Here is a 25739-nt window from a genome sequence, read left to right on the forward strand (position 1 = left end):
TATTCTCTAATTATAGTTATGTGGTGCTCAAAAAAGATGAGCATCACATACTATTATGAGGAAAATAGTTTTATAGCCTTATCTACCCCAATTGTAGCAGGTTCTGCAATTATAGTAACGTCTGTTTTATTTTCAATGTTTGGTTTAGGGTCAATAAAATATATTGGAGTTTTAGTAGGAGCATAGTGCATTAAGCTAGCAGCAGGATATACTTGCATAGAAGTGCCTATAATTAATAAAATATCAGCAGTTTCACATAGTTGTGCTGCTTTTTCTATAAGCGGAACATCTTCTCCAAACCAAACAATATGTGGGCGTAATTGATGTCCTTTTTTACAAACATCACCTAAAACTAAATCGGTTTTCCAATTTTGTATGTCATTTTCATCATAGGTACTCCTTACTTTTAATAATTCACCATGCAGATGTAATACATTTGTGCTTCCGGCGCGTTCGTGTAAATCATCAACATTTTGAGTGATTATAGATACGTTATATGTCGTTTCTAATTTAGCTAAATCTATATGCGCTTGGTTTGGTGTTACTTTAAATAATTGTAGTCGTCTTTGGTTGTAAAAATCTAAAACAAGCTCGGGATTTTTTGTGAATCCTTGTGGTGTGGCTACTGCCATAACATCGTGGCCTTCCCACAAACCATCAGCATCTCTAAATGTTTTTACACCACTTTCTGCGCTTATGCCAGCGCCTGTAAGTACAACTATATGCTTTTTCATTTTATAAATATAATAACATTTAATTGTACCCTAATAGTTAAACTTTAGTATTTTTAGCCTCTATGGATATTGTATTATTAAAACATCTAGAATCTTTTTTAACTACGCAACGTAGAGAAAAGTTTGCGAAGGTTATAGCACAACGCACTAAGCATTTTACAGTAGCTACAGAAGATGTATATCAATTACACAATACAAGTGCAGTAATACGTAGTTGTGATGTGTTTGGGATACAAGAAGTAAGTATTGTAGAAGAGCATAACAGCAAACGTATTGATAGAGAAATAGCTATGGGCGCTCAAAAATGGGTAGACCTAAATCGGTATCATACTGTAAAATCTTGTATCAATAATTTAAAACAACAAGGCTATCAAATTGTAGCAACAACTCCTCATAAAACAGATTGTAATTTGGATGATTTTGATGTGACTAAAAAATCTTGTTTTTTCTTCGGAAGAGAAACAGAAGGCTTATCTAAAGAGGTTTTAAACTCAGCAGATTGTTTTTTAAAAATTCCTATGGTGGGATTTACAGAGAGTTTAAATATATCAGTATCTGCTGCGATTATTTTACAGCATGTTACAAGTAAATTAAAAGCAACCGCAATAAATTGGCAATTATCAGACGCTGAACAATTAGAAAAACGACTAGATTGGTGTAGAAAAACAATTAAAAGTTATGGTGATATTGAACAGAGATTTTACACAAACAAAAAAAGTTAATTTATATGCTAAATACGATCTTTTCTTCTGTTACTTAACAATTTGTACTCCTCATAACATTCACTTATGGCATCAAGTATTTGTAGGTCGTTAGCGGTTTGAATGAAACCTTTAGAGTAGTTACATTGACTCACGATTTCATCTAAATCTACACGTTCAACCTTTAAAAGTGCGGTTAACATTTCTCTATCAAAACGAGATGCTAAAAGATTTCTAATTTCGTCATCTTTTTTCATCTGTTTTAACTTTCGTAGTTCATTAGGTTTTTTCCCAAACATACGATGTAAAAAATCAGCAGGATTAAAAATAGAACCAATAACTTTAGTTAATCCAGATTTTTTTCCAGCCTCGTAACCTTTTGATAAACCAGCAATTTGATACCTGTAATTATCATTTATTTGTGGTACTTGTTTAATGTCAACCTCTAAATAACCTGTGAGTTTTAGTTGATTTACTACAACCTTTTCTAAGGCTAAGGCTAATTCAGTCAATTCAATTTTAGAGCTACCAAATTTTAACCAGTCATTAGTTACTCTAACTTTAATACTTTTAAAACCTAAGTACGAAAAAATTAGCGTATCATTAGCTTTAGCAGTAATAGCAAATTCACCTTTACTATTAGTTGTGGTACCTTTAACCTGGTTTAGGTTAACGATATTTACACTCTCTAAAGTATTATCGTTTGCAGCATCTACAACAACACCAATAGCTTTAGCATCATCGTTTTGTGCCATTGCAAGAGCAGAGACAAAAAGAAAAACAAAGATGCTTAAAAAGCGTTTCATGGGTGTTTGTATCAAAATTATTAGATTATAAAAATACTAAACAAAACAGTAACATGTTAACGTAACTGTTTTAATTTGACTAAAAATTAACAAAAAGCATACCTTAAATTAGTACCTACAATATTTTTGTTGATTATAGTGTTATACTTAGCGTCTAGAACGTCTTGGTCTAGAACTTGCAAAATCGCCTGATTTATTAGAACGTCTCGATTTAGATTTATTGTCGCTTCTGCGTCCGCCATTATTACCAGAACCAGAATTACTTCTTCTATCATCGCGTCGCTTACCACCGCGATTTCTATCACGTCGTCCGCCACTACGTTTTCTATTTTCAGAGACTTCTACATTAACAAAGCGTCCGTTATATTTATAGTCTGTAAAAAATCCTAAAACTTTCTCTTTTAAGCTGTTTTCTGTATTAAAAAACGAAAATGTATCTTTTGCTTCAACTTTAAACACATCATCCTGCCCAAGTCCTAACACTTCTTTTAAGAAGTCTTTTAAGCTCATCCAATCAAAACCGTCTTTTTTACCAACATTAATAAAATAGCGTGTAGAGTTACCACCGTCTCTATGATCGTCGTTAGAAGCAGATATATTTAAATCTAAAGATTTTTGATAATAATTGTAGAATCTAGTAAACTCAACCGAGAAAAATTTCTTAATTAATTCATCTTTACTCGTATCTTCAAATAAGGTATTAATATCGCCTAAGTAAGGATCTATGTCGTGGTTAACCTCTGTATTATGTACCTTTTTAGCTAAAGACATCAACTGTACCTCACAAATTTGCATACCATTAGGTATCTCTTTTTTCTCAAACTCACGTTTAATGATACGCTCAATACTTTTAATTTTACGCACCTCACTTTTTGAGACAATTACCATAGAGACTCCTGTTTTACCAGCACGCCCAGTTCTACCAGAACGATGTGTATAGGTTTCAATCTCGTCTGGTAATTGGTAATTTATAACGTGTGTAATATCATCCACATCAATACCACGCGCGGCTACATCAGTCGCTACAAGCATTTGTATTTGTTTATTTCTAAACTGTTTCATGACGATATCCCGTTGGTTCTGGCTTAAATCACCGTGTAACGCTCCAGCGCTATACCCATCTTCAATTAGGCGTTCTGCAACCTTTTGTGTATCGCGTTTTGTGCGACAAAATATAACCGAAAAAATATCAGGATTAGCATCACTTAAACGTTTTAAGGCTTGGTATCTATCTCTAGCATTTACTAAATAATACTCGTGGGATACGTTACTTGTACTTTCATTTTTATTACCAACAGTAATTTCCTGCGGGTTATACATAAAATTTTTAGCAATTCTAGAAACTTCACGAGGCATTGTAGCCGAAAATAACCATGTGTTTTTATCCTCTGGTGTATGTGATAAAATGTCAGTGATATCCTCTTTAAAGCCCATGTTTAACATTTCATCAGCTTCATCTAAAACCGAGTATTGTATTTTAGAAATATCAACCAAACGTCTGTTAATCATATCCTTCATACGTCCTGGAGTGGCCACAATAATTTGTGCCCCACGTTTAATCTCACGTGCTTGGTCTGTAATGCTAGAACCACCATAAATAGCCACAACGTTAAGGCCTTTACAGTATTTGCCATACAATTTCATTTCGTTGGTAATTTGCAAACAAAGCTCTCTGGTAGGCGATAAAATTAAACCCTGTGTCGTTCTACTAGCTACATCAATTTTTTCTAACATTGGGAAACCAAATGCCGCAGTTTTACCTGTTCCGGTTTGGGCTAAAGCCACTAAATCGGTTTCAGAATTTAATAAAATTGGGATTGCTTTTTCTTGAACTTCACTAGGTTTTTCAAACCCTAAATCTGTAATTGCTTGTAATAGGTCGTTATTAAGACCTAAATCTTGGAATGTGCTCATTTAATGTATTGTATGCGATTTATTATGTGGTGTTACATAAAGAAGCGATCGACATACTTAACTTAAACTTCTAGTAACACATCCTCACCCTGAGGAATTTAGTGAAACTCAAATTTGAGAAGCTAGTATAAGCGAACTCAGATTTGTTAGTTGAACTAACTCCGAACTTGTTTCAGAGTCTCAACCTATTTGTTTCAAGCGCCAAAGATAGCTAATTTATTGGCATTCCTTCAAAGTATGGAATCTTTTTAAAAATAGTAAGGTTTTTATAATAATTGGGTGCCTTCCTGCCAGTAGGTAGGTAGATAGGTCCACTACAATCCTTTCCGCAGGGTTTATCGGTAAATGTCATTGTTTTAGAGGTACGATTGTGGTAATCTGCTTAATTTTTATTTGTGAAATGGTATATAGGCTTTTTTTTAAGTTTGGTTTAAGCTATTATTGAATGCATTTCTTGTGTATAGTATAAGAAACTAGTTGGAAATTTTTATAGATTCAACTAAAACTCAATACTTAGTAAATTATTATCTAATGTATTTACTATCTCTTAATATCAGCCATTTAAGAAAATAAATAATCTATATTTTGCAGATATACTGATATATTCTATAGTCTTGATATCTCTTGTCCATCAAAGGTAAAATAGCTTTTCATTAAGTTACTCGTCATACAAGAATGTACAGGAAGAATTATAACATAATCTCCTATTTTGTAGTTTTTAATTTCACCTTTAGGTGCTGTAATTATGCCATGTTCTTGTGATAAACTTTTTATATATGTATTTGGTATTACATCACCCCAGCCTCGTTCTAATCTTTTAGCTAACCGCCCAAAAACTAAGCCATCTTTATCATTTATTCTATCTTTAGAGAGATGTACACCACCACCATAAATAACTATTTCTGATCGGTTTTCATGTATAGCAACTATAGGACACGCTACAGCTACTGCTATTTGAGATATTAAGTTAGAACCTATAAGGTTTTGAGTTAAGTCGTAAAACACAAAATTACCCGGTCTTATTTCGTTAACTCCAGAAAACGTTTCTGCAACACTACAACTTGGTGTATCGCCTAATGAGACTATAACATTAGGATATTTAGCTCTATATTTTTGTTTTAAGGTGTTCATTATATCTAAACTATCCTTATGTATTTTAATAATATCATGTTTGCTTCTGCATGTGTAAGTATGCCCCGCATGACCCAAAAAACCAGCAAAATGTATTAATGCATTATCTTTTATTTTATTTAATATGTTATCAATTAAATTAAAGTTTGTTGGAGCTATTCCTGTACGGTGGTAACCAACATCAATTTTAAGAAAAACGTTAATTTTAAATTTTAAATGTTTGCATAGAAATAAAATGCTTTCTTCATTTTCAATAGAAAGGTTAAGCGTAATCTTTTTAGCTAATTGATTGATAGGATCAATCTCTAAAATATTAGTAGGAAAAGCAATAGTAATATCATTCCATTGGTTAGAGAAATACTCTGCCATTGTTACAGAAGAAACTGTAATTTTTTTTACACCAACGTCTTTAAACCATGATCCAATTTCTAAAGATTGGTGGGTTTTAAAATGCGGTCGCAACTCTACATTATGTCTATTTGCTTTAGACAACATGTTGTTAATATTTTCTTTGCATTTTATCTTATCTATAAACAGCGTTGGTGTTGTTATCATGTTTTATATTATCTTTATATGAAGATACTTTGCAAATATACAATTTATCTTTATATAAAGGTAAATTGTATATTTGAGACAAATTCAAAATAGTAATAATGAAAGAAAATGACTTAATTGATGCCTTAATATTAGAATGGAAACAAGAAAAGCCAGAGCTAGATAGTTCTGCTATGGCAGTTGTTGGGCGTATATTAAAATTGAGTAAAATTCTTGAAAAAACGGCAAGTAAAGCGCTGTCTGATTATAATATACACTATACTGATTTAGATGTTTTGGCAACCATTAGGCGCTCTGGTAAACCATACCAATTAACACCGTCTAAATTAATGCAATCTGTTTTAATCACTTCTGGTGCTATGACGGCTTTATTAAAAAGGCTTGAGAAATTAGATTTAATATATCGGGCTGCAAATTTGGATGATGGTAGAATAAAGTTGGTTGGGTTAACAAAACAAGGTGTAAAAGTAATAGATAAAGCAATTGAAACTCGATTTAATGAGGCTAGTACATCAATTAAAAGCCTTAGCTATTCTGATAAAACAATGCTTTCTACTTTACTTAAAAAGTTATTAATCGCTTTAGATACTTGATAGTCTTATAATGACATCTTTCCTGTGTTTATGCTAAGATTTTATGATTATGAGTTTTTAAAAACTTAAAAGCATCCTCCAAAGCTTTTTTTGAAGATTTAGGATTAAAGTTTAGCTCTTCTTTTGATGTAGTAATGTTATAATCTTGTTTTAAACCATAAAACATATCTAAATAGTGGCGTTGTAAAAGCGGCTCTTTACCAGTAAGTTTACTACCAAATTCTAACAGTCCTGCAATACCATATAAAATCCATTTTGGTGCTTTTTTAGGCGTTTTTAATTTTAACTCAGGATATAATTTGGCAGCTATTTTTACGCTTTCTTGTAATGAGGTGTGCTTTGGGTTAGATAAAATATACCTTTCGCTATTTCGACCTTTTATCATAGCGTTATACGTTCCCATGGCAACATCTTTAACATCTACCCAATTTAAAGTTATATTAGTATCCAGAGGTATTTCTCCATTTAAAATTTGCAATAATAGCTTGTTAGAATAGCTTAGTTTATAAGCTTTAGAACCTATCATGGCAGAAGGTAAAACCACAACAGTTCTAATACCATATGTTTTCCCTAATTCTATAGCTAGTTTGTCTGAATCGTTTTTAGAATTGTAATACCAATTTCTTCGGTCTAAATTATACCCATTATTTACATCGGCTGGCAGTTTTGTGAAATCTAAACTAGCTACAGAACTAACATATACAATATTCTTAACACCACAAATTTTTGCAGCATCAAAAACATTTTGAGTGCCTTGCATATTTACATCATAAATTTCTCGTTTTGGGTGTTTTGCCCACATATTAAAATTTGCAGCTACTGCATAAACGTTAGTTACGCCCTTAAATGCTTTTAATAGAGCTGTTTTATCGGTTAAATCGGCTTGTAATACTTCGCAATCTAACGTTTCAAATGGTGTAGTATTATTTATGTCTCTAACCGTTGTTTTTACTTTATGGTTTTTAGAAAGTAATAACCTTACTAAGTTGTTACCTAAATGTCCATTGCCTCCTGTAACTAATGAAATTTCTTCGCTCATTTTTTAAATCTTAATCGAGCAAATTTCTAGAGTTTTTTAACCATAAGAAATAACATTTGTTAGAAAACGATTTGCTTTCGAATACGACTTAAGGATTGTGGTTCCATGCCTAAATATGAAGCAATATTATCAATAGATACATTTAAAGCTAATTCTGGATGTTGATTTATAAATTTCAGGTAACGCTCTTTAGCAGTTAAAATTTGAAAATCTTTTACACGTTCTGATTTACAGCTTAAATGTGATTTGGTTATCTCATTTGCAAGAATAGCGGCGAAGTTTGTTTCTTTTTGTAAACGCTCAAAATCTGGTTTTGATATTCTTATAAGATTACAATCTGTAACGGTTTCAAAATAATCCAACGATGGTGTTTCGCTCATAAAACTATCTAAAGAAGTAAAAAAGTCACTAGTTTCAACAAGGTGCTGTATTACAATTTTTCCATCAATATTTTGATAACCTTTAACAATTCCCGTTTCTAAAAAATAAATGTAACGCTCTGTATCTCCTGCTTTTAAAAGCTGTGTTTGAGCTGGTTTTTTTTTAGAAACAAAATAAGTTTTAGTTAATTTAATCTCATTAGGAGTTAGAGAGATTTTTGATTGTATATGATTAATAAGTTTTTGCATTGTTGGAGATATTTTGGTACTAGATATTTTAGTGACATCTAATAATTATACGAAATTATAAGATGATTTTTATATAATCTTACTTCCTCAAATTCCCAATCCGTTGCAAAAGTGTAGGATGCGAATAATGCATAAATACATACGCGGGATGCGGTGTTAAATTACTTAAACTATTTTTAGATAGTTTTTTTAGCGAAGTAATAAGTGGCTCGCCTTTATACGTGTTTTTAGCATAATCGTCCGCTTGGTATTCAAACTTTCTAGAAAATAGATTCATAATCAACCCTGTAATTTCAGAAATAGGAGAGTAGAGTAGTCCAAAAGCAATCAATCCAATATGGAAACTAGGTATTTCAACTCCCAAAGCTTGAGATAACAACGGATTTGAAATAAATAAGGATAAAATAAAAAGTGTAAACCCTGTCAATATTATAGAAGCAAATAAATTAAAAATAATATGCTTTTTTTTGTAATGCCCAACTTCATGCGCCAAAACAGCAACAATTTCTTCATCTTCTAAATCATTAATCAACGTATCATATAACGTTACACGTTTTTCGCTACCAAATCCAGAAAAATAAGCATTGGCTTTTGTGCTGCGTTTAGAGCCATCAATCACAAAAATCTTATCTAATTTAAACCCAACTGTTTTGGCATAAGCCGAAATTTTATCACGCAGCGTACCTTCCTCTAAAGGCGTTTGTTTATTAAAAAGAGGTACAATCAATTTAGAATAATACATATTCATAAATAATGTAAATGCAGCTACTAAAGCCCAAGCATACAACCAAAAATATCGACCTGTAACTTCGTAAAACCAAATGATTAGTGCTAAAATACCGCCACCTACTAAAGCCATCATCAACCAACCTTTTATTTTATCTAAGAAAAAAGTACTCACTGTAGTTTTATTAAAACCAAATTTTTCTTCAATAATAAACGTGCTGTAATATGAGAACGGTGTGGTTAAAATATCGCTACCAATCATAATAATACCAAAGAAAATAAGCGCTACTATAATAGGGTTGTCGCTGTAGTTTCTTGCAATAGTATCTACAAACTCAAAACCATCAAACCATAAAAAACAAAGTGTTAAAACCAAAGAAAAGGTTGAAGTTAATACTCCGAATTTATAAGTAGTAGCCTTATAGTTTTGAGATTTTTTATATTCTACATCATCATAAACATCTCGTAAATCTTCATGAAGTGTGTCATTAAAATGTTTAGCATTTAGGGCATCTAAAACTTTATCAATTATAAAATTGATTACAATAATAGTTATAATGATGTAAAATAAAGTTGTTGATGTCATTTTTGCATTATTTGAAATTCCGTTGTCTTTTCGCCTCAAAAATAAGAATTCCAGCAGCAACAGATACATTCATAGAATCTATTTCTCCTTGCATTGGTATAATGATATTTTTTGTAGAGTGTTTTAACCAATCGTTACTTAGGCCAGTGGCTTCTGTACCAACTACTATAGCGGTTGGTTGGGTAAAATCTTGGGTATGATATTCTACTGAGGCTTGTAAAGCAGCACAAAAAATAGTAATGTTATTTGCCTTTAAAAAGTCAATAATTTCAGACGTCGTTCCTGTGGCAATAGTATTGGTAAAAACACAACCCACACTAGAGCGAATGATATTAGGATTGTATACATCGGTTTTAGGGTTCGCAATAATTACGGCATCCACATTAGCCGCATCGGCAGTTCTTAAAAGCGCCCCAATATTTCCTGGTTTTTCGGGTGCTTCTGCAACTAAAATTAGTGGATTTTTTGTTTCAAAAGTAATATCATCTAAATTATTATGTTTAGATTTTGCCACGGCTAAAACACCTTCTGTAGTGTCCCTGTAAGCTAGTTTTTGGTAAACTTCTTTAGAAATCTCAATGACTTCTGTATGTTGATTTGTTAAGTTGTTTATGTGTTCAATTGAAACTAAATCAGCATAAAATAAAACGGTTTTCAATGCATAACCACCTTTTAAAGCTAAAGCAATTTCGCGTTTACCCTCAATTAAAAAAGTTTCTGTTTTTCGGCGTTCGCGAGACTTATCTCTAAGTGAAACAAGTTGCTTAATAAAACTATTTTGCGTGCTGTAAATCGTTTTCATAAAAAGTTAAACAAAAGTAATCGTTTTCATGTAATTTTATACCATTAACTTCGTCTAAGTATAAAACTATAAACCAAATACATAATGAAAAAAATATTTCTTTTAGTCTTAGCTATTTCAATAATTTCTTGTAAAAACAAAACAATACCAACTGTTGATTATTCCGAAGAAAAACTAGATGTAACCACTAGTGTTTATCCAGAAAATATCTCTAAAGTTTTTGCTGCACATGGAGGCTTAGATGCTTGGAACAAGATGCAATCTTTAGTATTTACCATGGAAAAACCAGATGGTGACGAAGTAACAACTACAGATTTAAAAAACAGAAAATCGCTTATAGAAATGCCAAAACATACTATTGGCTTTAATGGTGAAGATGTTTGGCTAAAACATAAGGACACCACACAGTATAAAGGCAATGCAAAGTTTTATTATAATTTAATGTTTTACTTTTATGCAATGCCCTTTATTTTGGCAGACGACGGTATTATTTATGAAAATACAGACCCTTTAGTTTTTGAAGGGAAAACCTATCCAGGAATAAAAATTGCTTACGAAGCAGGCGTAGGAGAGTCCCCAGAAGATGAATATATTTTGTACTACAACCCAGAAACTTACCAAATGGAATGGTTAGGTTATACTGTTACTTTCTTTTCAAAAGAAAAAAGTGCAGAATTTCATTTTATAAAATATAGCGATTGGCAAACAGTAGAAAACATCGTATTACCAAAAACGCTTACATGGTACAACTACGAAAATAACTTACCTACAGAAAAGCGAAATGACTTACCATTTACCAACATAAAACTTTCAAAAGAAAAACTGGACGCTTCTATTTTTAAAGCTCCAGAAGGCGCTACAATAGTAGAATAAATAACATAAAAGAACACATTAATTAGTTTTAATAGTCTCGATATGTATCGGGATTATTAGAACTAAACGTGTTTTAAAAAACAACCTTTTTGTGTTTTATAGCTTAAAATAACCTGCGCCATTTCATCTTAGCAAGAAAAAAAAGAGTTTAACTTTGTATTTAAAACATAAGTTCTAAATAAAACATCACACGTCCTCTTTATCCAAATAATTTACCAAAAGCGCCACAACATAGCTATAACTCTCCATCCCTTTAGATTGATTATTAGCCTTTAAAAAGCCACTATAAAATACTTTAAAAAAAGGCTCAAGCGGATTTTCATGAGCTTTCCAAAATAAGCGCGACGCTTCGTAGTTTTTTCTAATACCCAAATTAACATCAGCTAAAACATCTTCAAATAAGCATTCGTCCCGCCTATAAATTTCATTTAAACAAAACCGTAATCCAAAGGTAAATCCACAATATTTTATATAGATATCGTCGTTATTGGAAGCCGACATAAAGCCAATAAAATTAGCCTCGTTTTCTGCAGCATAACCCAATTGGTGCGCAATTTCATGAGCACTCGTTGTGGGGAATTTGTACATAGGTATCCGCCCATTCACTTGCGCCTCATTAGTTAGTGGGTTTAAATAACCACTAAAACCCATATATGTTAACGGATAACTAAATAACGATTGTTTGGTACTGCGCGGTACATATTCCAAATTCGGAAATCGGTCTTCCAAATTTTTGTAACCACTCGCAATTAACTCAAAAACAGTAGTTTTATCATAAGGTACAACCACAGCCAAAGTATCATTTTTCATGATATTTACGTGCAATTCGTTAGACGCCGCAATCAACTTCTCTGTAACGCGCACTAACTCTTCAGTACTGTAAGTCGCCTCTAAATCTAAATTTTTATGTAGCGGCAAACGGTAGTAATTTAACCCCCAAAATAAATGAAACGCAAAATATAATAAGGAAACCGCCGCAACAATATCCACTACCCAATTTCTAAAATCTTTACGCACCCGTTTTCGGTTGTTTACAAACCACCACAGCATATAAATACCACCAAGCCCATACACCAAATCACCAAACGAAAACGGTAACCATCCCAACACAAACCTAAAAAGTTGCGACACATAGCGGTACACGCCCTCACTGTAATAATGCTCAACAAACTCAGGGTTCTTAGCCAATAATTTTACTAACAAAACCTGAGGAATCAAACACAACCCAAGTAGCAATTTTTTATTTTTCAACATACCTCAAAAATACTAAAAATTTGTACCCAGTCGTCGTTTACTATTAGCTAAGGTTTCTTCCTGCTTTCCACTGTATCTTTTTGCGAAGCAGTCCCAAACTTGTTTTGGAATCTCATAAAGTTTAGTTTCTATTTGCTAAGTTAAATCCTTACAAATAAGTAGCAAAAAGGATGCCGTTTCAATCAGGAGTAGCTGCCAATGTCGTTGCATTTTTGCTATCTTTGATATGCGTTATAAAGAAAACTATGAGTAAAGAGATAAGACAACTAGAACCTAAACAACTTTGGAATAAATTTGCCGATTTAAACGCTGTACCACGCCCTTCAAAAAAAGAAGAACGTGTTATTGCTTTTATGAAACATTTTGGTAAAACTCTAGGGTTAGAAACTATTGAGGATGAAGTAGGTAATGTTATCATAAAAAAGCCAGCAACACCAGGAATGGAAAACAGAACTACCGTGGTAATGCAATCGCATTTAGATATGGTGCATCAAAAAAATAGCGATACCATTTTCGATTTTGATACCCAAGGTATCGAGATGATAGTTGAAGGCGATTGGGTAAAAGCCAAAGGCACAACCCTTGGCGCAGATAATGGTTTAGGTGTAGCCACCATTATGGCTGTTTTAGAAAGTACCGATATACCGCACCCAGCCATAGAAGCACTATTTACTATAGATGAAGAAACAGGAATGACGGGAGCTATGGGCTTAAAAGGCGGTTTATTATCTGGTGGTATTTTATTAAATTTAGATACTGAAGAAGATGATGAAATTGGTGTGGGGTGCGCAGGCGGTATAGATGTAACTGCAACTAGAACTTATGAAGAAGAGGAAACCCCAGAATTTAAAATAGGATTTGAAATACAGGTAAAAGGCCTCCAAGGCGGGCACTCAGGCATGCAAATTCATGAAGGTTTAGGGAATGCCAATAAAATTATGAACCGTTTGTTATTTGATGGTTTTGAAAACTTCGGATTACGAATTTCAGAGATTGATGGTGGAAGTTTACGAAACGCCATCCCCAGAGAAAGTAAAGCTATTGTTGCTATTGATGCTGTACATGAGGATGCTTTTTTGTTTGAACTAGCCCAACTTACAACTACCATAAAAAAAGAATTAAAAACTATGGAACCCGACTTAGATATTACACTTTCTAAAACCGAAGTTCTAGAAAAAATAATGGATTTAGGCGTACAAGAAGGATTTACAAGAGCCTTGTATGCGGCGCTAAATGGTGTGTACCGTATGAGTGCTGATATTCCTGATTTGGTAGAAACCTCAAATAATATTGCCAGAGTTATTGTAAAAAAAGGTAAGATTACAGTGGGTTGCTTAACGCGCTCATCCGTAGAGACTTCTAAAATGGATTTAGCCAATGCACTACGTGCTACCTTTGAACTTACAGGCTGCGAAGTAGAATTCTCAGGAGATTATCCTGGGTGGACACCTAATATGGATTCTGCTATTTTAAAAGTCATGGCAAAACTTTACGAAGATTTAAATGGTGAAAAACCACATGTAGCAGCATGTCATGCGGGTTTAGAATGTGGTATACTCGGACAAAATTATCCAGAGATGGATATGATAAGTTTTGGGCCAAATATTAAAGGCGCACACTCTCCAGATGAACGTGCCCAAATCTCATCAGTACAAAAATATTGGAAGTTTGTTTTGGAGATTTTGAAGGCTATACCGAAGGGTTAGGTTTTGGTTTTGTTTAGCGATTAAATCGCTATAATTTTTTTATATATTGTTGTACACCAGCTTTTCTTTCCGAAAACTTTCTAGCGTTATCAAAGATATACTTTTTTGAAATTTTGTATTGTGTTTAGGCTGTAGCGAATTGCAAATTTGTATGGCTTTAGGCATTGGCATATTCACGTAATCTTTTCTTTTTTAATTTATTTCTAATTTCTGTCAGTTTTTGTAGATTCTCATTATTAATCCCCAAAGTTGAGTTAAGTATGTTAAAATCATTTTGATTTAATATTTGTTCAATATTTGATTTATTTTCAAAATCAGTTATGAATTTTTCAAATTGAATTTGGGTAATCTCAACGTATGGAATGGGTAACTTTTTAAATTCACTTGGAATCAATTCTAAAACTCCACCACCATAATATCTGCCATCTAATTCTGAAAGAAGTAAGGTAAGCGTATTGTAGAATGAATAAATAAAACTATTCAAGTCAAATCCATTTTTCATATCAACTTTGTAAGCAGAATCAGTCACAAAAGCATCTGAATTGTTCTTTAAAAGCTTTGGGTATAAGTGACTTCTTTTAAAAAAGAAAGCATCTGGACTTTCTGAAATATTAGGAATCACATACCAATTGTTTCTGATTCTACACTTATACCTATCAGGAATTTCTTCTAATTCACCAAGTTTTAAATACTCTCGTAATTTTTTTGAAATCTTATCATTGTCATTTAGTTGTAAAAGCCTTGTCGGACGATTATCTTTTTCAAGTTCTTTAATATTTTCATCGTTAAAAACCACACTTCCATTTACATAGAGTCCTTTTTGGATAATTGGTTTTGTGTATTTTGATAAACCGTATTTGTTTTCAGTTTCTTTATCAATTATGAAAAACTTGTTTGCAGCCGTTACGATACCAGGTCTTGAGACAGAATAATCATTTACAGTTTTAAGCTCTTTCTTTAGATTATCTATAAATGTTAATTCATCAGAAGTCAAAAAATGATGTGTCCATTTTACTTTTGATGAAACTAGCAATTCGTTATTCCTTAAAACGAAGCTGTTATTTACTAGTGTTTCTTTTGAAGAAATATTAGTAAAAAACTCGCCTTTATTATTAGATTTTTTATAAGCGAAAAGTACGATTGTATCTTGCCCTTTGCATTCAAACATCAGATTATTGAAAGTAAATATTTCAATTCTTTCAAATTGAGCTTTTAAATATTCTCTAATCTCTTCTGCAAATTTAACTTGCAATAATTCTGATGGTAAGACAAATGCCAAAACTCCATTTTTAGCCAACAATGTATTTGATTTCACTAAAAATGTTGTCCAAATATTTTTAACTGATGCTTCTGTCAAATTTTCATTAGAATGTACTTCTTTACTTAATTCAATTTGTTTTGAAGTAAGAATATTTTTTTTGACATATGGAGGATTACCAATTACAGCTGAATATTGTCTATTTGTTGAAAATTCTAAGAAGTCCGTTTCTACAAATGAAGCTGTTTTTCTCGTCCATTTATTTGAAGCTGTTTTTAATTCAACTTTGTTAATGTCTAATGCTGTTAAATTGATGTTTATGTTTTTCTCTTTCTCTAATTCTGAAATAAAAGATCCATCACCAACACTTGGTTCCAATATTGATATACGAGTTCTGTTTCCAAAATAAGATAATACTCTTTTAGAAATAAAGCTTGCTAAATATGCAGGCGAATAATAGGAACCTGTACTTTTTTTATTCATTATAAAATGACGCTAATTCTTTCTGTAAAAAATAATGTTTTTTACAAATTGGATTAAGTTTGTTTTCTATCTCTTTATATTCGTTACTATCTTCTGGGTAACTAATTAACTCTTCAATTATTTTCTCAATTGCTATTCTTGTTTTATTATATTTCCACAACAATTTTATTTCTTCCATTCTTTGGTCAAACTTGAATGCAGTTGTCGCCATCCATTTACCAACTGGCGTATGCCACATTATTTCTCCATCATTAGTTCTATATAAGTGATTGTCATAATCTGGATCACAAGGTTCAATGAAACCTTCATTACCATTATGATAAACATCATCTCGTTGAGATGGCCAATGTTTTGATTTATTGTTGTTACAAAATCTACAAGAATAAACAAGATTTGAATATTTAGATAATCCTATTAGACTTCCAGAATTTAATATAAAATCTTTTGGTACAAAATGATCGATTTCAAAATACGTTAGTGTATATCCAAACCCATCAAAAGCACCACAATATCCACAGCAATGATTAAAATCCTCTTCTAAATCAGGTTTGTGTTTTTGATAATTTTTTCCTCCTTCCGACTTTGAAGGATTGATTCTTCTTTCAGGAAATATTTCTCTTACACTCATTGCTTCTTCTTTTTATCAATAAGATTTTTTAAGAACTCTTCCGCTTCATTTTTTAAATCTTCCACATCAGACAAATTTTCGGATAGCAATAAATATTCAGGCACCTCTATTTTATTTGAAGGATCAAGTACTTTTAGCTCCTTTTGTAATTTTAAAAGATTGTGCTTTTCATCTGGGTTCAATTTTTGAATCTTACCCTTTTCTAATAAATTAGAAATTTTATTTTTTCTTCGTTGAATGTGTTTTCTATATTGTTCAATACTTCTTTCAAGAGTTGTTATAAAATGTTGTACTTTTTTATCATCATCTTCACCTTCTCTAAAGATTTTATCTTTATCAAAAATAATTTTCCAATCTTCTACGTGTGGTTCAGCGTCATCCTTTTTATTTGTGAAAATAATATGAGGAAATAGAGGTTTGGCATCATAAATAGCACTTTCAACAGCTTCTCCATTAAAGACCACCAAATTAGACTCATCTAATTTGTAATCTATCATTAGCAAGTCAATATTAGAATTATAAACCTGTTCCATTAAATCGTCAATAGTCATTCCATGAGTAAAATCATAACCAATAACTTCAAATCCAAATTTTCTAAATCTTCGTTGATATTTTCTGACTTGTTTAACATCTTCGTCAACATAGCCAATTCTGTATTTAGCTTCCATAATCTTTTATTTTCTAATTGGAAAAGACATTAAAACAGAAAACCCCTTTTCTACTTCCAAAATATCTATTGTTCCGTTGTTGTCATCAATTACAGACTTTACTAGATACATACCTAGACCTGTTCCTATTTCTTTTCCTTTCCTATCTCTTTTTGCAGTTTTAAATGGTAAGAATATTTCTTCTTTATCCTCAAAAACTTTATCTAAACCAATACCGTTATCTGAATATGTAATTTCAATATAATCACCTTTAAGACAAACTGAAATGTCTATGACTCTTTCTTGTATTTCAATTAGATTATTAAATGAATCAATTGAATTGTTAATTAGATTGGTAAAAATAGTTGACATATCCATTTCGAATGCTCTAAAATCGTATGTTACATTTTTTGTTTTATCATCAATATTTAATGAGATGTCCTTCTTTTTAAATATTCTACTCCAAGATGTCTTTAAAGATTTTAAGAAGCCTGAGAATTTAAATTTGCCTCTAGTTCTTTTGTCTTTTTTAATTGCTGTTAACGCATAGTCGACCCAATGAATTATTTTATCAGAATTTTCATCTAATAATTCAATTATATCAATACCATCTTTATATTCATCAGAATTTTTATTTTCTTTTGGAACAATAGATTTGAATATTCCTTCAAGTTCTTTTACTTCAATAGCGTTATCCTTAATTTCCTTTAATTCGTGAGCAAAGGAAGAAACTACTAGTCCTAAACTTGCTAATGACCTGACTTGAACAATTTCTTGGTTTTCTTGTTCTGCCTTTTCATCATCAATAGCTTTGAAAGTATCCTTGAAAGCTTCTTCATAAGTCTTTTTTTCTTCCTCTTCCTTTTTTTCTTGGAATAAATCTACTTTCCCCTTTTTGCCGTAAATGGACTCTTCTACTTTTTTCCTTTTTTCAACTATTTTGTCCGCAAGTTCTTCTGCTCGTTTCTGAATCTCCTTTTCTCTTTTTAGCTCTTTTGCTTTTTTGTTTTCAAGGAATAAAGGATTCAACATTTTTGTTCTGTCAAACTCAAATTCGTGAATTACTGCTACTATAATAGTTTTAAAGGTGTCGAAAGCATCATTTTCTTGTAATGCTCCTCTATCGGATTTGTCGATAAGAAGCGGGTTGCTTTTTCTTGAAATTGTAATTATACCAGCAGTTTGTTCAGGTCTTACTCTCCAATCTCCAATTCTTTGACCTCCACCAGCAGGACTTTGAGCTACTCTTGCTCCTAATTTAAGCCAATCATTGGTTGGGTCACCATAAGGTCTGACTCTAAAAGAATCTCTATAAATTTTAACACCACCAAAACGTTCTAGAGTTGATTTTCTCTCTCGAGCAATAACCGTCTTAAAAGGATACCCTTCTTTGATAGAATTTGAAAACTTCAAGTAATAAAAAGTCAAATCGAAACTACCTACATCTTTAAGTAATTTCTTGTTCGAATCATTTAGTTTCCAACTTAAAACTTTGTCAATAGACTTGTTATATGTAAATGTTTTGCTTTCTAGGGTTTTTAGGTCATAAGGGTGTTTTTTTGATTTATAAACATTTGGATATTTCTTTTTTAAAGATTTAATGTCAATCTCGTTTCTTGTTATTTCAAATTCAACGTTTAGAGTCTTGGCATTATAACTTGCCTTTAATTTGTAATCAAAATCGTTAAAAAATGCTGTTTCAACTTTACCAAACTCTTTGGGTTGCTGAAAATGTTTAAAGAAAACTTCAAAAGGGATATTAAGTTCTTTTGGTGGAATTAGTGCTTCTAAACTTTTGAAGACAGAAGATGTTTCTTCATTAAACCAATCATCTTTTAAGTTTGCTATTTTAATGATTGTACCTCTATCAAAGTTTAAATCCATTATAACTTTTTCTATAAGCACATTGTTATTCGTAAGGCTTTTAATTTTACCCTTAAAGTCAATTTTAGCAGACTCTAATTCTGCTTCAATTTGTGAAATAGCTTTGTCCGCATTATCAAATTGATTCCAGTCCATTTTCCAAAAAGAGCCAATACCATCTTTTGCATTTTTAGAAAGGGTCCACATTTCAGTTTCAAATCCAAGTCTGTCTAATGCAAAACGTCCAATTCCTTTTGCACCTGTTTTAGTTCTTTTGTCGTCAGATACATAATCTTTCTCCTTATTGCCTGTTCCAATTTGCATCCAATGGTCTTTAATAACTTTTTCAGTCATTCCTTCACCATTGTCAATAATATATAAAATGCTTTTTTCTCTTACAGGAATTTCAATTTCTTTTCCATCGCTGTCTTTTACCTTTTTTGTTGGAATGTCAAAAAGTACTAGGCAATTTTTTGCATCAGCATCATAAGAGTTTTTGACTAATTCTATAATAGCTCCTTCTGGGTTAGAGAAATTCTCTCTACCCAACAACTTTCCCGCTCTTGCGGAAACTTTGAAAGCAACCTTAGCCATTATTAATTTCTAATTTTAAATGTTTGCAAACTTCTTCTAAAACTTCAGCAGGTTCACTATCGATTGCTAAAGCAATTAAATAAGGTTCTTCTGTAATCTTTATAAATGTTTGACACAAATATATATAAATAGGATGATTATTTAGATTTTCGGGATATTCAATTCAGTCGGATGCGGAGGGTAAGTTCTTATTATTTTGTGAAGTCCGAGCAAAATCAAAAGAGCTTGACTGTACGGTTGGATTTTCAGAGCTTATGCATAATAAAAGATAAAGTTCCATTTAAATGAACTTTATCAATTATTAAACTAAGTTAGTTATTTTTCTTACAAATACTGAGTATCTACAGTCACTTTTTATCCTTATTAGGCACAGGGTCATACCCAGAACCACCCCAAGGATGACAACTAAAAATACGTTTTATAGCCAACCAACCACCTTTTAATAACCCATGTTTTTGTAAAGCTTCTTTGGAGTAATGCGAACATGTGGGTTGGTATCTACACGTAGCTGGAGTAAGTGGCGATATAAGCGTTTGGTACACTTTTATCAAAAATAAAAATGGTGCTATAAGTAGTTTTTTCAACATTATTTATAATTCCCATAAAAGAGAATATCTATCTTGTTTTTAAATTGTAAACCCTAACTTGTTTAGGATACTTATATTAAGAGGCGATGTTAAAATAAAATGAGAATACCCTAAACTAATTTACAGAAAACGAAGTACCGTCTTTACCATCTTTTAGTTGTATGCCAACTTTAGCCAACTCATCTCTAATTTTATCAGACATTGCAAAGTCTTTATTTGCTCTGGCGTCTTGCCTTAGTTTAATTAATACATCTACAGCACCAGCTAATTTATCGCTTCCAGAATTTGCTTCGGCTACATTTTCTAAGCCTAAAACGTCAAACACAAAAGCATGCATTGTCTGTTTTAATACCTGTAAATCTTCAGCAGAAATACTGGCTTTTTTATCTTTTATCTGATTTATGAATTTTATGGCTTCAAACAAATGTGCAATAAGTATGGGCGAGTTAAAATCATCATTCATCGCATCATAACAGTGTTGTTTCCATGCTGAGACATCAATACTAGAAGTTCCAGTTGCTGATATGCTTTTTAGTAACTGCATACCATCCATTAGTCTATAAAAGCCTTTTTCGCTGGCTAATAATCCATCATCCGTTAAATCTAAAACACTTCTATAGGAGGATTGTGCCATAAAAAAACGAATAACGCTAGGGGAGTAGGCTTTACTCATTTTATCGTTATCTCCAGATAGTAACTCGTTTGGGTTTATGATATTGCCAGTAGTTTTAGACATGCGTTGCCCGTTTAACTCTAGCATGTTGGCATGCATCCAGTAATTTACGGGAGATTTTCCTAGTGCAGCCTCATTTTGAGCAATCTCACATTCATGGTGCGGAAATTTTAAATCCATACCACCGCCATGTATATCAAATTGTTCGCCCAAATATTTAGTGCTCATTGCTGTACACTCTAAGTGCCACCCCGGGAAACCATCACTCCAAGGCGAAGGCCAACGCATAATATGCTCCGGTTCGGCTTTTTTCCAAAGTGCAAAATCTTGCGGATTTTTTTTATCGCTTTGCCCGTCTAAAGCACGTGTATTATGTATTAAATCTTCTAGCTTACGCTTGCTTAATTTACCGTAGTCATTGGTTTCATCAAACTTATGAACATCAAAATATACAGAGCCATTTACTTCGTACGCAAATCCGTTTTCAATAATTTTACTTATTAATTCAATTTGCTCTATAATATGTCCTGTGGCAGTAGGTTCTATACTTGGTGGTAAAAAATTAAACGTATTTAGAATATTGTGAAAATCTACCGTATAGCGCTGTACAACTTCCATAGGTTCTATTTGCTCTAAACGCGCTTTTTTAGTGATTTTATCTTCACCAACATCGGCATCGTTCTCTAAGTGTCCAGCATCGGTAATGTTTCTAACATAGCGTACTTTATAGCCTAAATGCTTTAAGTACCGAAACACCATATCAAAAGACATAAAGGTTCTTACGTTTCCTAAATGTACATAGCTGTAAACGGTTGGCCCACAAACATACATACCAATATAGCCCTCGTTTATAGGTTTAAAATCTTCCTTTTTTCCGCTTAGCGAATTGTATATTTTGATGTGGTTGGATTGGTATAGTTGCATGTTGCTGCGCTAAAACGTTAGTATCTAATTTTTGGATTAATTTATGTTAAAACTGAGTATCGAGTTTAATATAATCTAAAAACTCACGACGCGTATCTATATCTTTAAATTTACCTCCAAATTCTGAAGTTACCGTGCTACTTTCAATATCTCGAATACCTCTAGAATTCACACATAAATGTTTAGCATCAATAACACAAGCCACATCTTTAGTGTTTAAAACTTTTTGTAGCTCTTTAACAATTTGTATGGTTAAGCGTTCTTGCACCTGTGGGCGTTTAGCGTAATAATCTACAATACGATTCATTTTAGACAAACCTACTACAGTTCCGTTAGATATGTAGGCAACATGTGCTCTACCAACAATTGGTAATAAGTGGTGTTCGCAGGTAGAATATACTGTAATATTTTTTTCAACAAGCATTTCTCCATACTTGTACTTATTATCAAACGTAGAGGCTTTTGGTTTCTTTTTAGGATTTAAACCACCAAAAATTTCATTTACAAACATTTTAGCCACTCGGTTTGGTGTGCCTTTTAAACTATCGTCAGTTAAATCCAGACCAAGTGTTTCCATAATATGGCGTACATCGTCTTTTATAACCTCTATCTTCTCATTATCAGTAAGTTTAAACGCATCACTACGCATTGGTGTGTCTTCCGAAGTACCAACATGATCATCACCTAAAGCATCAAACTCCTCTAAATTATCAAATTTCATAAATATCTACTCAAAATTTAATTTGCAAAGATAAACATTTCTCAATTTTAGCGATTAAAGCTGTGTTAATAATGCAGCTTAAAGCGTTATTATGCAATTCATATTTTTTGGGAGCCTGCCTATCAGTGGTATTGCAGGTAGGTTATGTCGGGCTTTATTCATTAATTTTTATTTCAAATTAATAAAATATTAAATATAAATATTTTACGAGTCATTCTCTAAGAGGAACTCCTACAATCGCTCAATCTCAAAGGCAACTTAATTGGTCTATTTTACATTATATTCTTTGTTTAAAGAATTTTTGTTAACCTAAAAAAGCTTGAATTTATTGAAAATTCAAGCTTTGTATATATAATATATAATTGTAACAGGGTTTAAATATTAAAACCTAATGTTAGCGTAATATTCGAGTTTTGTCTGTCTATTGTTACAGTATCAATTAAACCCACGTTAAATAAAGGCGTTTCATCTGTTCTTTCCCATTTATCATAAGTAAGATCTAGCCTTGTGTTTCCAAAATTATAACCAAAGCCTAAAGAAAATCCAGTTAAATCACCTACGGTTACGCCATCTACATATGGGCTTTCTTCAAACCTGTAACCACCTCTAAAGCTAAATTGTTTATGCTTGTATTCACCACCCAATCTGTATGTTGCGGCAGTAGTTAGTATATTACTAATATCAGCATTCAAATCTGTAAAATCATTTTCAGGTCTAAATTCTGTAGTGCCATAATTTTTAGTAGAATAATCAAAACTCAATAAGCCTTTTTGTCCAAAAATATATGCTGCACTACCAGTTATTTTTGATGGTGTTTGTAATCTGTAAGACGGAAATACATTAGTAATTTGCGGGTTGATGTTTATATTAAAAGGCTCTCCATCATTACCAGCTGTACCTAAAAATTGAGAGGTTTCTTCTTGTATCGTGTACCAAGTAGGCGAATCGTATGTTAAGCCTACTCTAAACGCATTCGTGAGTTTTAAAATACCACCTAATTGAAATGAAAATCCAGAACCTCTAGTAGATAAGTTATTTTCAAATTCAACATCTGTTACTATAGATCCTGTATTATTATTGTCTTCAAACAATAGGGTAGAACGATCGTAATCAATAAAATGAGAATTCAAATTAACACCTAAATATAAATCATCTCCATATTGTGTGGCAAAGTTTACTGCAATTTTACCGTTATAGCCAGTAGATACAAACGTGTAATCGTGGTTAAAGTTACCTTCTCCAACGTTTAATAGATAGTTGGTGTTATCATCTTCATTATTTTCTGGATCTAATATAAAAGACTCAAAACCCAAAAATGCTTGTTGATGAGCAAATCCTAAATCGTTCCCAATATTAACGTAGGCGTCATCTAATGTTTCATTTGGGAAAGCTGAAATTTCATCTAAACGTAGTCCTTGAGCCAAATCAAAGAAGTAACTTCCAATTGTGTTATTAAAGTTGTTGCTATTAGTATTTGTACCAAAGGCAGACCAACTGTCATCAAAATTATTAGTTCTATCGTAAGCCACACCAATTGTAAACTTTCTCCAAGGCGAGTTGCTGGTATTTTTAAACACAAAAGAAGCGCCACCTTGTGTTAAATCAAAATTAGAATCGTTTGTACTAACAGTACCATTAAAATACCGTGTATTAGTATTAATTTCTTGATTTCCTAAAGAAAAAGAAGCATGACTTTGACTAAATACTGCGGCACCTGCGGGGTTAACGTTTACGGCACTCATATCACCACCTAAGGCACCAAAGGCACCACTTAAGGCTCTAAATCTTGCAGTTCCTTGAATATTATCTTGAGAGTATCTTAAAGCGTCACTTATATCTTGACTATATAGTGTAGACACAGATAGTAAGCCTATGCATAATAATTGGAGCTTTTTCATATGTTTTATTTTAATGGGCATTAGTAGTCCAAGGATGTTTAAAATAATCATTGCGTTTTATACATTTTGATTATTTTAAACATCATAGGAATACCATATTTTTTTATTGATTTAACTATTAACGTCTTCTGCCTCCAGATGAACCTCTAGAACTTCCTGAACTTCTAGAACCTCCTGATGATCTAGATACAGACCCTGAACTTCTTGAAGACGATGATCTTGAATATGACCCGCTACTTCTACTAGAACTAGATCTTGAAGAACTTCTGCTATAGTTAGAATTTCCTCCTCTAGAATAATTTGATGAAGAACTTCTTCTAATAGGTGTAGAGTATCTACTGTTAGAGGAAGATGATCTATTATTACGTGAATACAAAGGTTGCCTTGAGCTGCTTCGTCTTACCGTTGAGTTTCTATTTATAGAACTAGAATTACCAGATCTAACCACTCTTCTAGCGGACGTACCGTTATTTCTTACCACACTGTTACTATTGCGTCTTGCGGTGCTATATCTTGAAGAAGGACTATTGCTGCGTGCAACACTTGTTCTTCTAGAGGTACTATTATACCTTCTAGCGGTTGTGTTACTTCTATCATTTGTAGATAAGCGTCTGTTATTAGCCACACTACTTCGTCTTAAAGAATTATTTGTAGAATTTCTACCAAAAGTAGCAGAACTTCTTCTTGTATTATTGTATGCAAACCTGTTTCCAAACCTATTAAACCCGTTTCCAGCTATAAATCCATTACCGTAAAACCCAGGATATCCCCATCTGTTCCAACCGAAGCCACCGCCCCAACCGAAGCCTCCGCCAAAGCCAAAGCCACCATTAAACCATGGATTGTTCCATCCACCGCCCCAGCGGTTCCATCTATTCCATCCCCAATTATTCCAACCAAAGCCTCCGCCAAAGCCAAAGCCAAAGCCGCCATTTAACCAAGGATTCCATCCCCAGTTGTTCCATCCGTTGTCAATATAGTTTATTGTAACATTATCATTAACTTGTCCCCAACCTGCATTACCTTGATAATCGTTATTTAAATTATCATCTGTAGCAATATTATCTTCACTACTGTAATTATCTATATCTGTAAAAATAGCGCCATTGTCGGTAGCAACTTCATACTCTTGTGCTTTGTTTTTAAAGTAATTCTCGTAATAATCATTACCTTGAGCATCTTTGTTAGCATTAACAACATTTTGTTGGTTTTGAGGCGTAGTGTTAGTACCACCATAAATACCATCATTGTCAACACCAACATATTGGTACGAACCACAAGATGCTAATCCAAAGAACAATCCAAAGATTGCTGCGAATTGCATTTTCGATTTTAAGTAGTTAATAATTTGCATATCTCTATAATTTAATTGTTGAACATAACAAAAATAGTTAGTTTTGCGCAACTATTTTTT

General features: G+C 32.5%; 22 protein-coding genes. 4 read left to right on the top strand and 18 right to left on the bottom strand.

Annotated elements, in window-relative coordinates; all coding sequences use genetic code 11:
• Positions 1-53: 53 nt before the first annotated feature.
• Complete coding sequence (locus ACKGJY_RS09415; RefSeq protein ID WP_413973626.1) at positions 54-734, bottom strand: SIR2 family NAD-dependent protein deacylase; 681 nt, start codon at positions 732-734, stop codon at positions 54-56.
• A gap of 62 nt (positions 735-796) precedes the next feature.
• Between ACKGJY_RS09415 and ACKGJY_RS09420 the strand changes: the two genes are divergently transcribed.
• The gene (locus ACKGJY_RS09420; RefSeq protein ID WP_413973627.1) at positions 797-1456 is read left to right on the top strand and encodes a TrmH family RNA methyltransferase; all 660 of its coding nucleotides are present in this window, start codon (positions 797-799) and stop codon (positions 1454-1456) included.
• Between the two features lie 8 nt (positions 1457-1464).
• Here the strand turns inward: ACKGJY_RS09420 and ACKGJY_RS09425 are convergent, their stop codons facing one another.
• The 3 genes from ACKGJY_RS09425 to ACKGJY_RS09435 form a co-directional block, all read right to left on the bottom strand.
• Positions 1465-2241: a carboxypeptidase-like regulatory domain-containing protein gene (locus ACKGJY_RS09425; RefSeq protein ID WP_413973628.1), complete on the bottom strand. Its 777-nt coding sequence runs from the start codon at positions 2239-2241 to the stop codon at positions 1465-1467.
• Between the two features lie 147 nt (positions 2242-2388).
• Complete coding sequence (locus ACKGJY_RS09430; RefSeq protein ID WP_413973629.1) at positions 2389-4155, bottom strand: DEAD/DEAH box helicase; 1767 nt, start codon at positions 4153-4155, stop codon at positions 2389-2391.
• Between the two features lie 606 nt (positions 4156-4761).
• A complete protein-coding gene (locus ACKGJY_RS09435) occupies positions 4762-5841 on the bottom strand; it encodes an alanine racemase (RefSeq protein ID WP_413973630.1) in 1080 nt (359 codons plus the stop codon).
• 98 nt (positions 5842-5939) lie between these two features.
• Between ACKGJY_RS09435 and ACKGJY_RS09440 the strand changes: the two genes are divergently transcribed.
• Positions 5940-6434 (top strand): MarR family winged helix-turn-helix transcriptional regulator, encoded by a 495-nt coding sequence (locus ACKGJY_RS09440; RefSeq protein ID WP_413973631.1) that lies wholly within the window; start codon positions 5940-5942, stop codon positions 6432-6434.
• A gap of 28 nt (positions 6435-6462) precedes the next feature.
• Here ACKGJY_RS09440 and ACKGJY_RS09445 read toward each other — a convergent pair whose 3' ends face one another.
• The 4 genes from ACKGJY_RS09445 to ACKGJY_RS09460 all read right to left on the bottom strand — a co-directional run bounded on the left by ACKGJY_RS09445 (position 6463) and on the right by ACKGJY_RS09460 (position 10216).
• Positions 6463-7473: an NAD-dependent epimerase/dehydratase family protein gene (locus ACKGJY_RS09445; protein ID WP_413973632.1), complete on the bottom strand. Its 1011-nt coding sequence runs from the start codon at positions 7471-7473 to the stop codon at positions 6463-6465.
• A 59-nt stretch (positions 7474-7532) separates the two neighbouring features.
• Positions 7533-8102 carry a Crp/Fnr family transcriptional regulator gene (locus tag ACKGJY_RS09450; RefSeq protein ID WP_413973633.1) on the bottom strand — a complete coding sequence of 190 codons (570 nt, stop codon included), beginning with the start codon at positions 8100-8102 and terminating at the stop codon, positions 7533-7535.
• Positions 8103-8181: 79 nt separating this feature from the next.
• Entirely contained in the window at positions 8182-9414 is a 1233-nt protein-coding gene (locus ACKGJY_RS09455) for a M48 family metallopeptidase (protein WP_413973634.1), read from the bottom strand.
• Positions 9415-9421: 7 nt separating this feature from the next.
• Positions 9422-10216: a TrmH family RNA methyltransferase gene (locus ACKGJY_RS09460; protein WP_413973635.1), complete on the bottom strand. Its 795-nt coding sequence runs from the start codon at positions 10214-10216 to the stop codon at positions 9422-9424.
• An 84-nt stretch (positions 10217-10300) separates the two neighbouring features.
• Here ACKGJY_RS09460 and ACKGJY_RS09465 point away from each other — a divergent pair, with 84 nt between their 5' ends.
• Positions 10301-11089 carry a DUF6503 family protein gene (locus ACKGJY_RS09465; RefSeq protein ID WP_413973636.1) on the top strand — a complete coding sequence of 263 codons (789 nt, stop codon included), beginning with the start codon at positions 10301-10303 and terminating at the stop codon, positions 11087-11089.
• A gap of 186 nt (positions 11090-11275) precedes the next feature.
• Here ACKGJY_RS09465 and ACKGJY_RS09470 read toward each other — a convergent pair whose 3' ends face one another.
• Entirely contained in the window at positions 11276-12277 is a 1002-nt protein-coding gene (locus tag ACKGJY_RS09470) for a DUF3810 domain-containing protein (RefSeq protein WP_413973637.1), read from the bottom strand.
• A 311-nt stretch (positions 12278-12588) separates the two neighbouring features.
• On the opposite strand from ACKGJY_RS09470, the gene ACKGJY_RS09475 reads away from it, so the two are divergent.
• Positions 12589-14049 (top strand): aminoacyl-histidine dipeptidase, encoded by a 1461-nt coding sequence (locus ACKGJY_RS09475; RefSeq protein WP_413973638.1) that lies wholly within the window; start codon positions 12589-12591, stop codon positions 14047-14049.
• Between the two features lie 157 nt (positions 14050-14206).
• On the opposite strand, the gene ACKGJY_RS09480 is transcribed toward ACKGJY_RS09475, so the two are convergent.
• The 9 genes from ACKGJY_RS09480 to ACKGJY_RS09520 form a co-directional block, all read right to left on the bottom strand.
• The gene (locus ACKGJY_RS09480; protein WP_413973639.1) at positions 14207-15790 is read right to left on the bottom strand and encodes an Eco57I restriction-modification methylase domain-containing protein; all 1584 of its coding nucleotides are present in this window, start codon (positions 15788-15790) and stop codon (positions 14207-14209) included.
• A complete protein-coding gene (locus tag ACKGJY_RS09485; protein WP_413973640.1) occupies positions 15783-16418 on the bottom strand; it encodes an HNH endonuclease in 636 nt (211 codons plus the stop codon). The genes ACKGJY_RS09480 and ACKGJY_RS09485 overlap by 8 nt, the downstream gene beginning before the upstream one ends.
• Complete coding sequence (locus ACKGJY_RS09490; RefSeq protein ID WP_413973641.1) at positions 16415-17086, bottom strand: hypothetical protein; 672 nt, start codon at positions 17084-17086, stop codon at positions 16415-16417. Before ACKGJY_RS09490 ends, ACKGJY_RS09485 begins: the two co-directional genes overlap by 4 nt.
• Positions 17087-17092: 6 nt before the next feature.
• Entirely contained in the window at positions 17093-19522 is a 2430-nt protein-coding gene (locus tag ACKGJY_RS09495; RefSeq protein WP_413973642.1) for a sensor histidine kinase, read from the bottom strand.
• Positions 19523-19869: 347 nt separating this feature from the next.
• The gene (gene yidD / locus ACKGJY_RS09500) at positions 19870-20109 is read right to left on the bottom strand and encodes a membrane protein insertion efficiency factor YidD (protein ID WP_413973643.1); all 240 of its coding nucleotides are present in this window, start codon (positions 20107-20109) and stop codon (positions 19870-19872) included.
• A 115-nt stretch (positions 20110-20224) separates the two neighbouring features.
• The gene (cysS, locus tag ACKGJY_RS09505) at positions 20225-21706 is read right to left on the bottom strand and encodes a cysteine--tRNA ligase (RefSeq protein WP_413973644.1); all 1482 of its coding nucleotides are present in this window, start codon (positions 21704-21706) and stop codon (positions 20225-20227) included.
• Between the two features lie 46 nt (positions 21707-21752).
• Complete coding sequence (folE, locus tag ACKGJY_RS09510; protein WP_413973645.1) at positions 21753-22427, bottom strand: GTP cyclohydrolase I FolE; 675 nt, start codon at positions 22425-22427, stop codon at positions 21753-21755.
• A 374-nt stretch (positions 22428-22801) separates the two neighbouring features.
• Positions 22802-24325 (bottom strand): OmpP1/FadL family transporter, encoded by a 1524-nt coding sequence (locus ACKGJY_RS09515; RefSeq protein WP_413973646.1) that lies wholly within the window; start codon positions 24323-24325, stop codon positions 22802-22804.
• Positions 24326-24443: 118 nt separating this feature from the next.
• Positions 24444-25649, bottom strand: coding sequence for a hypothetical protein (locus tag ACKGJY_RS09520; protein WP_413973647.1), 1206 nt, complete (start codon positions 25647-25649; stop codon positions 24444-24446).
• Positions 25650-25739 lie beyond the last annotated feature (90 nt).

Origin of the sequence: Hyunsoonleella sp. 2307UL5-6, assembly GCF_047345485.1 — a bacterium.
In the GTDB taxonomy this organism is placed as follows: Bacteria; Bacteroidota; Bacteroidia; order Flavobacteriales; family Flavobacteriaceae; genus Jejuia.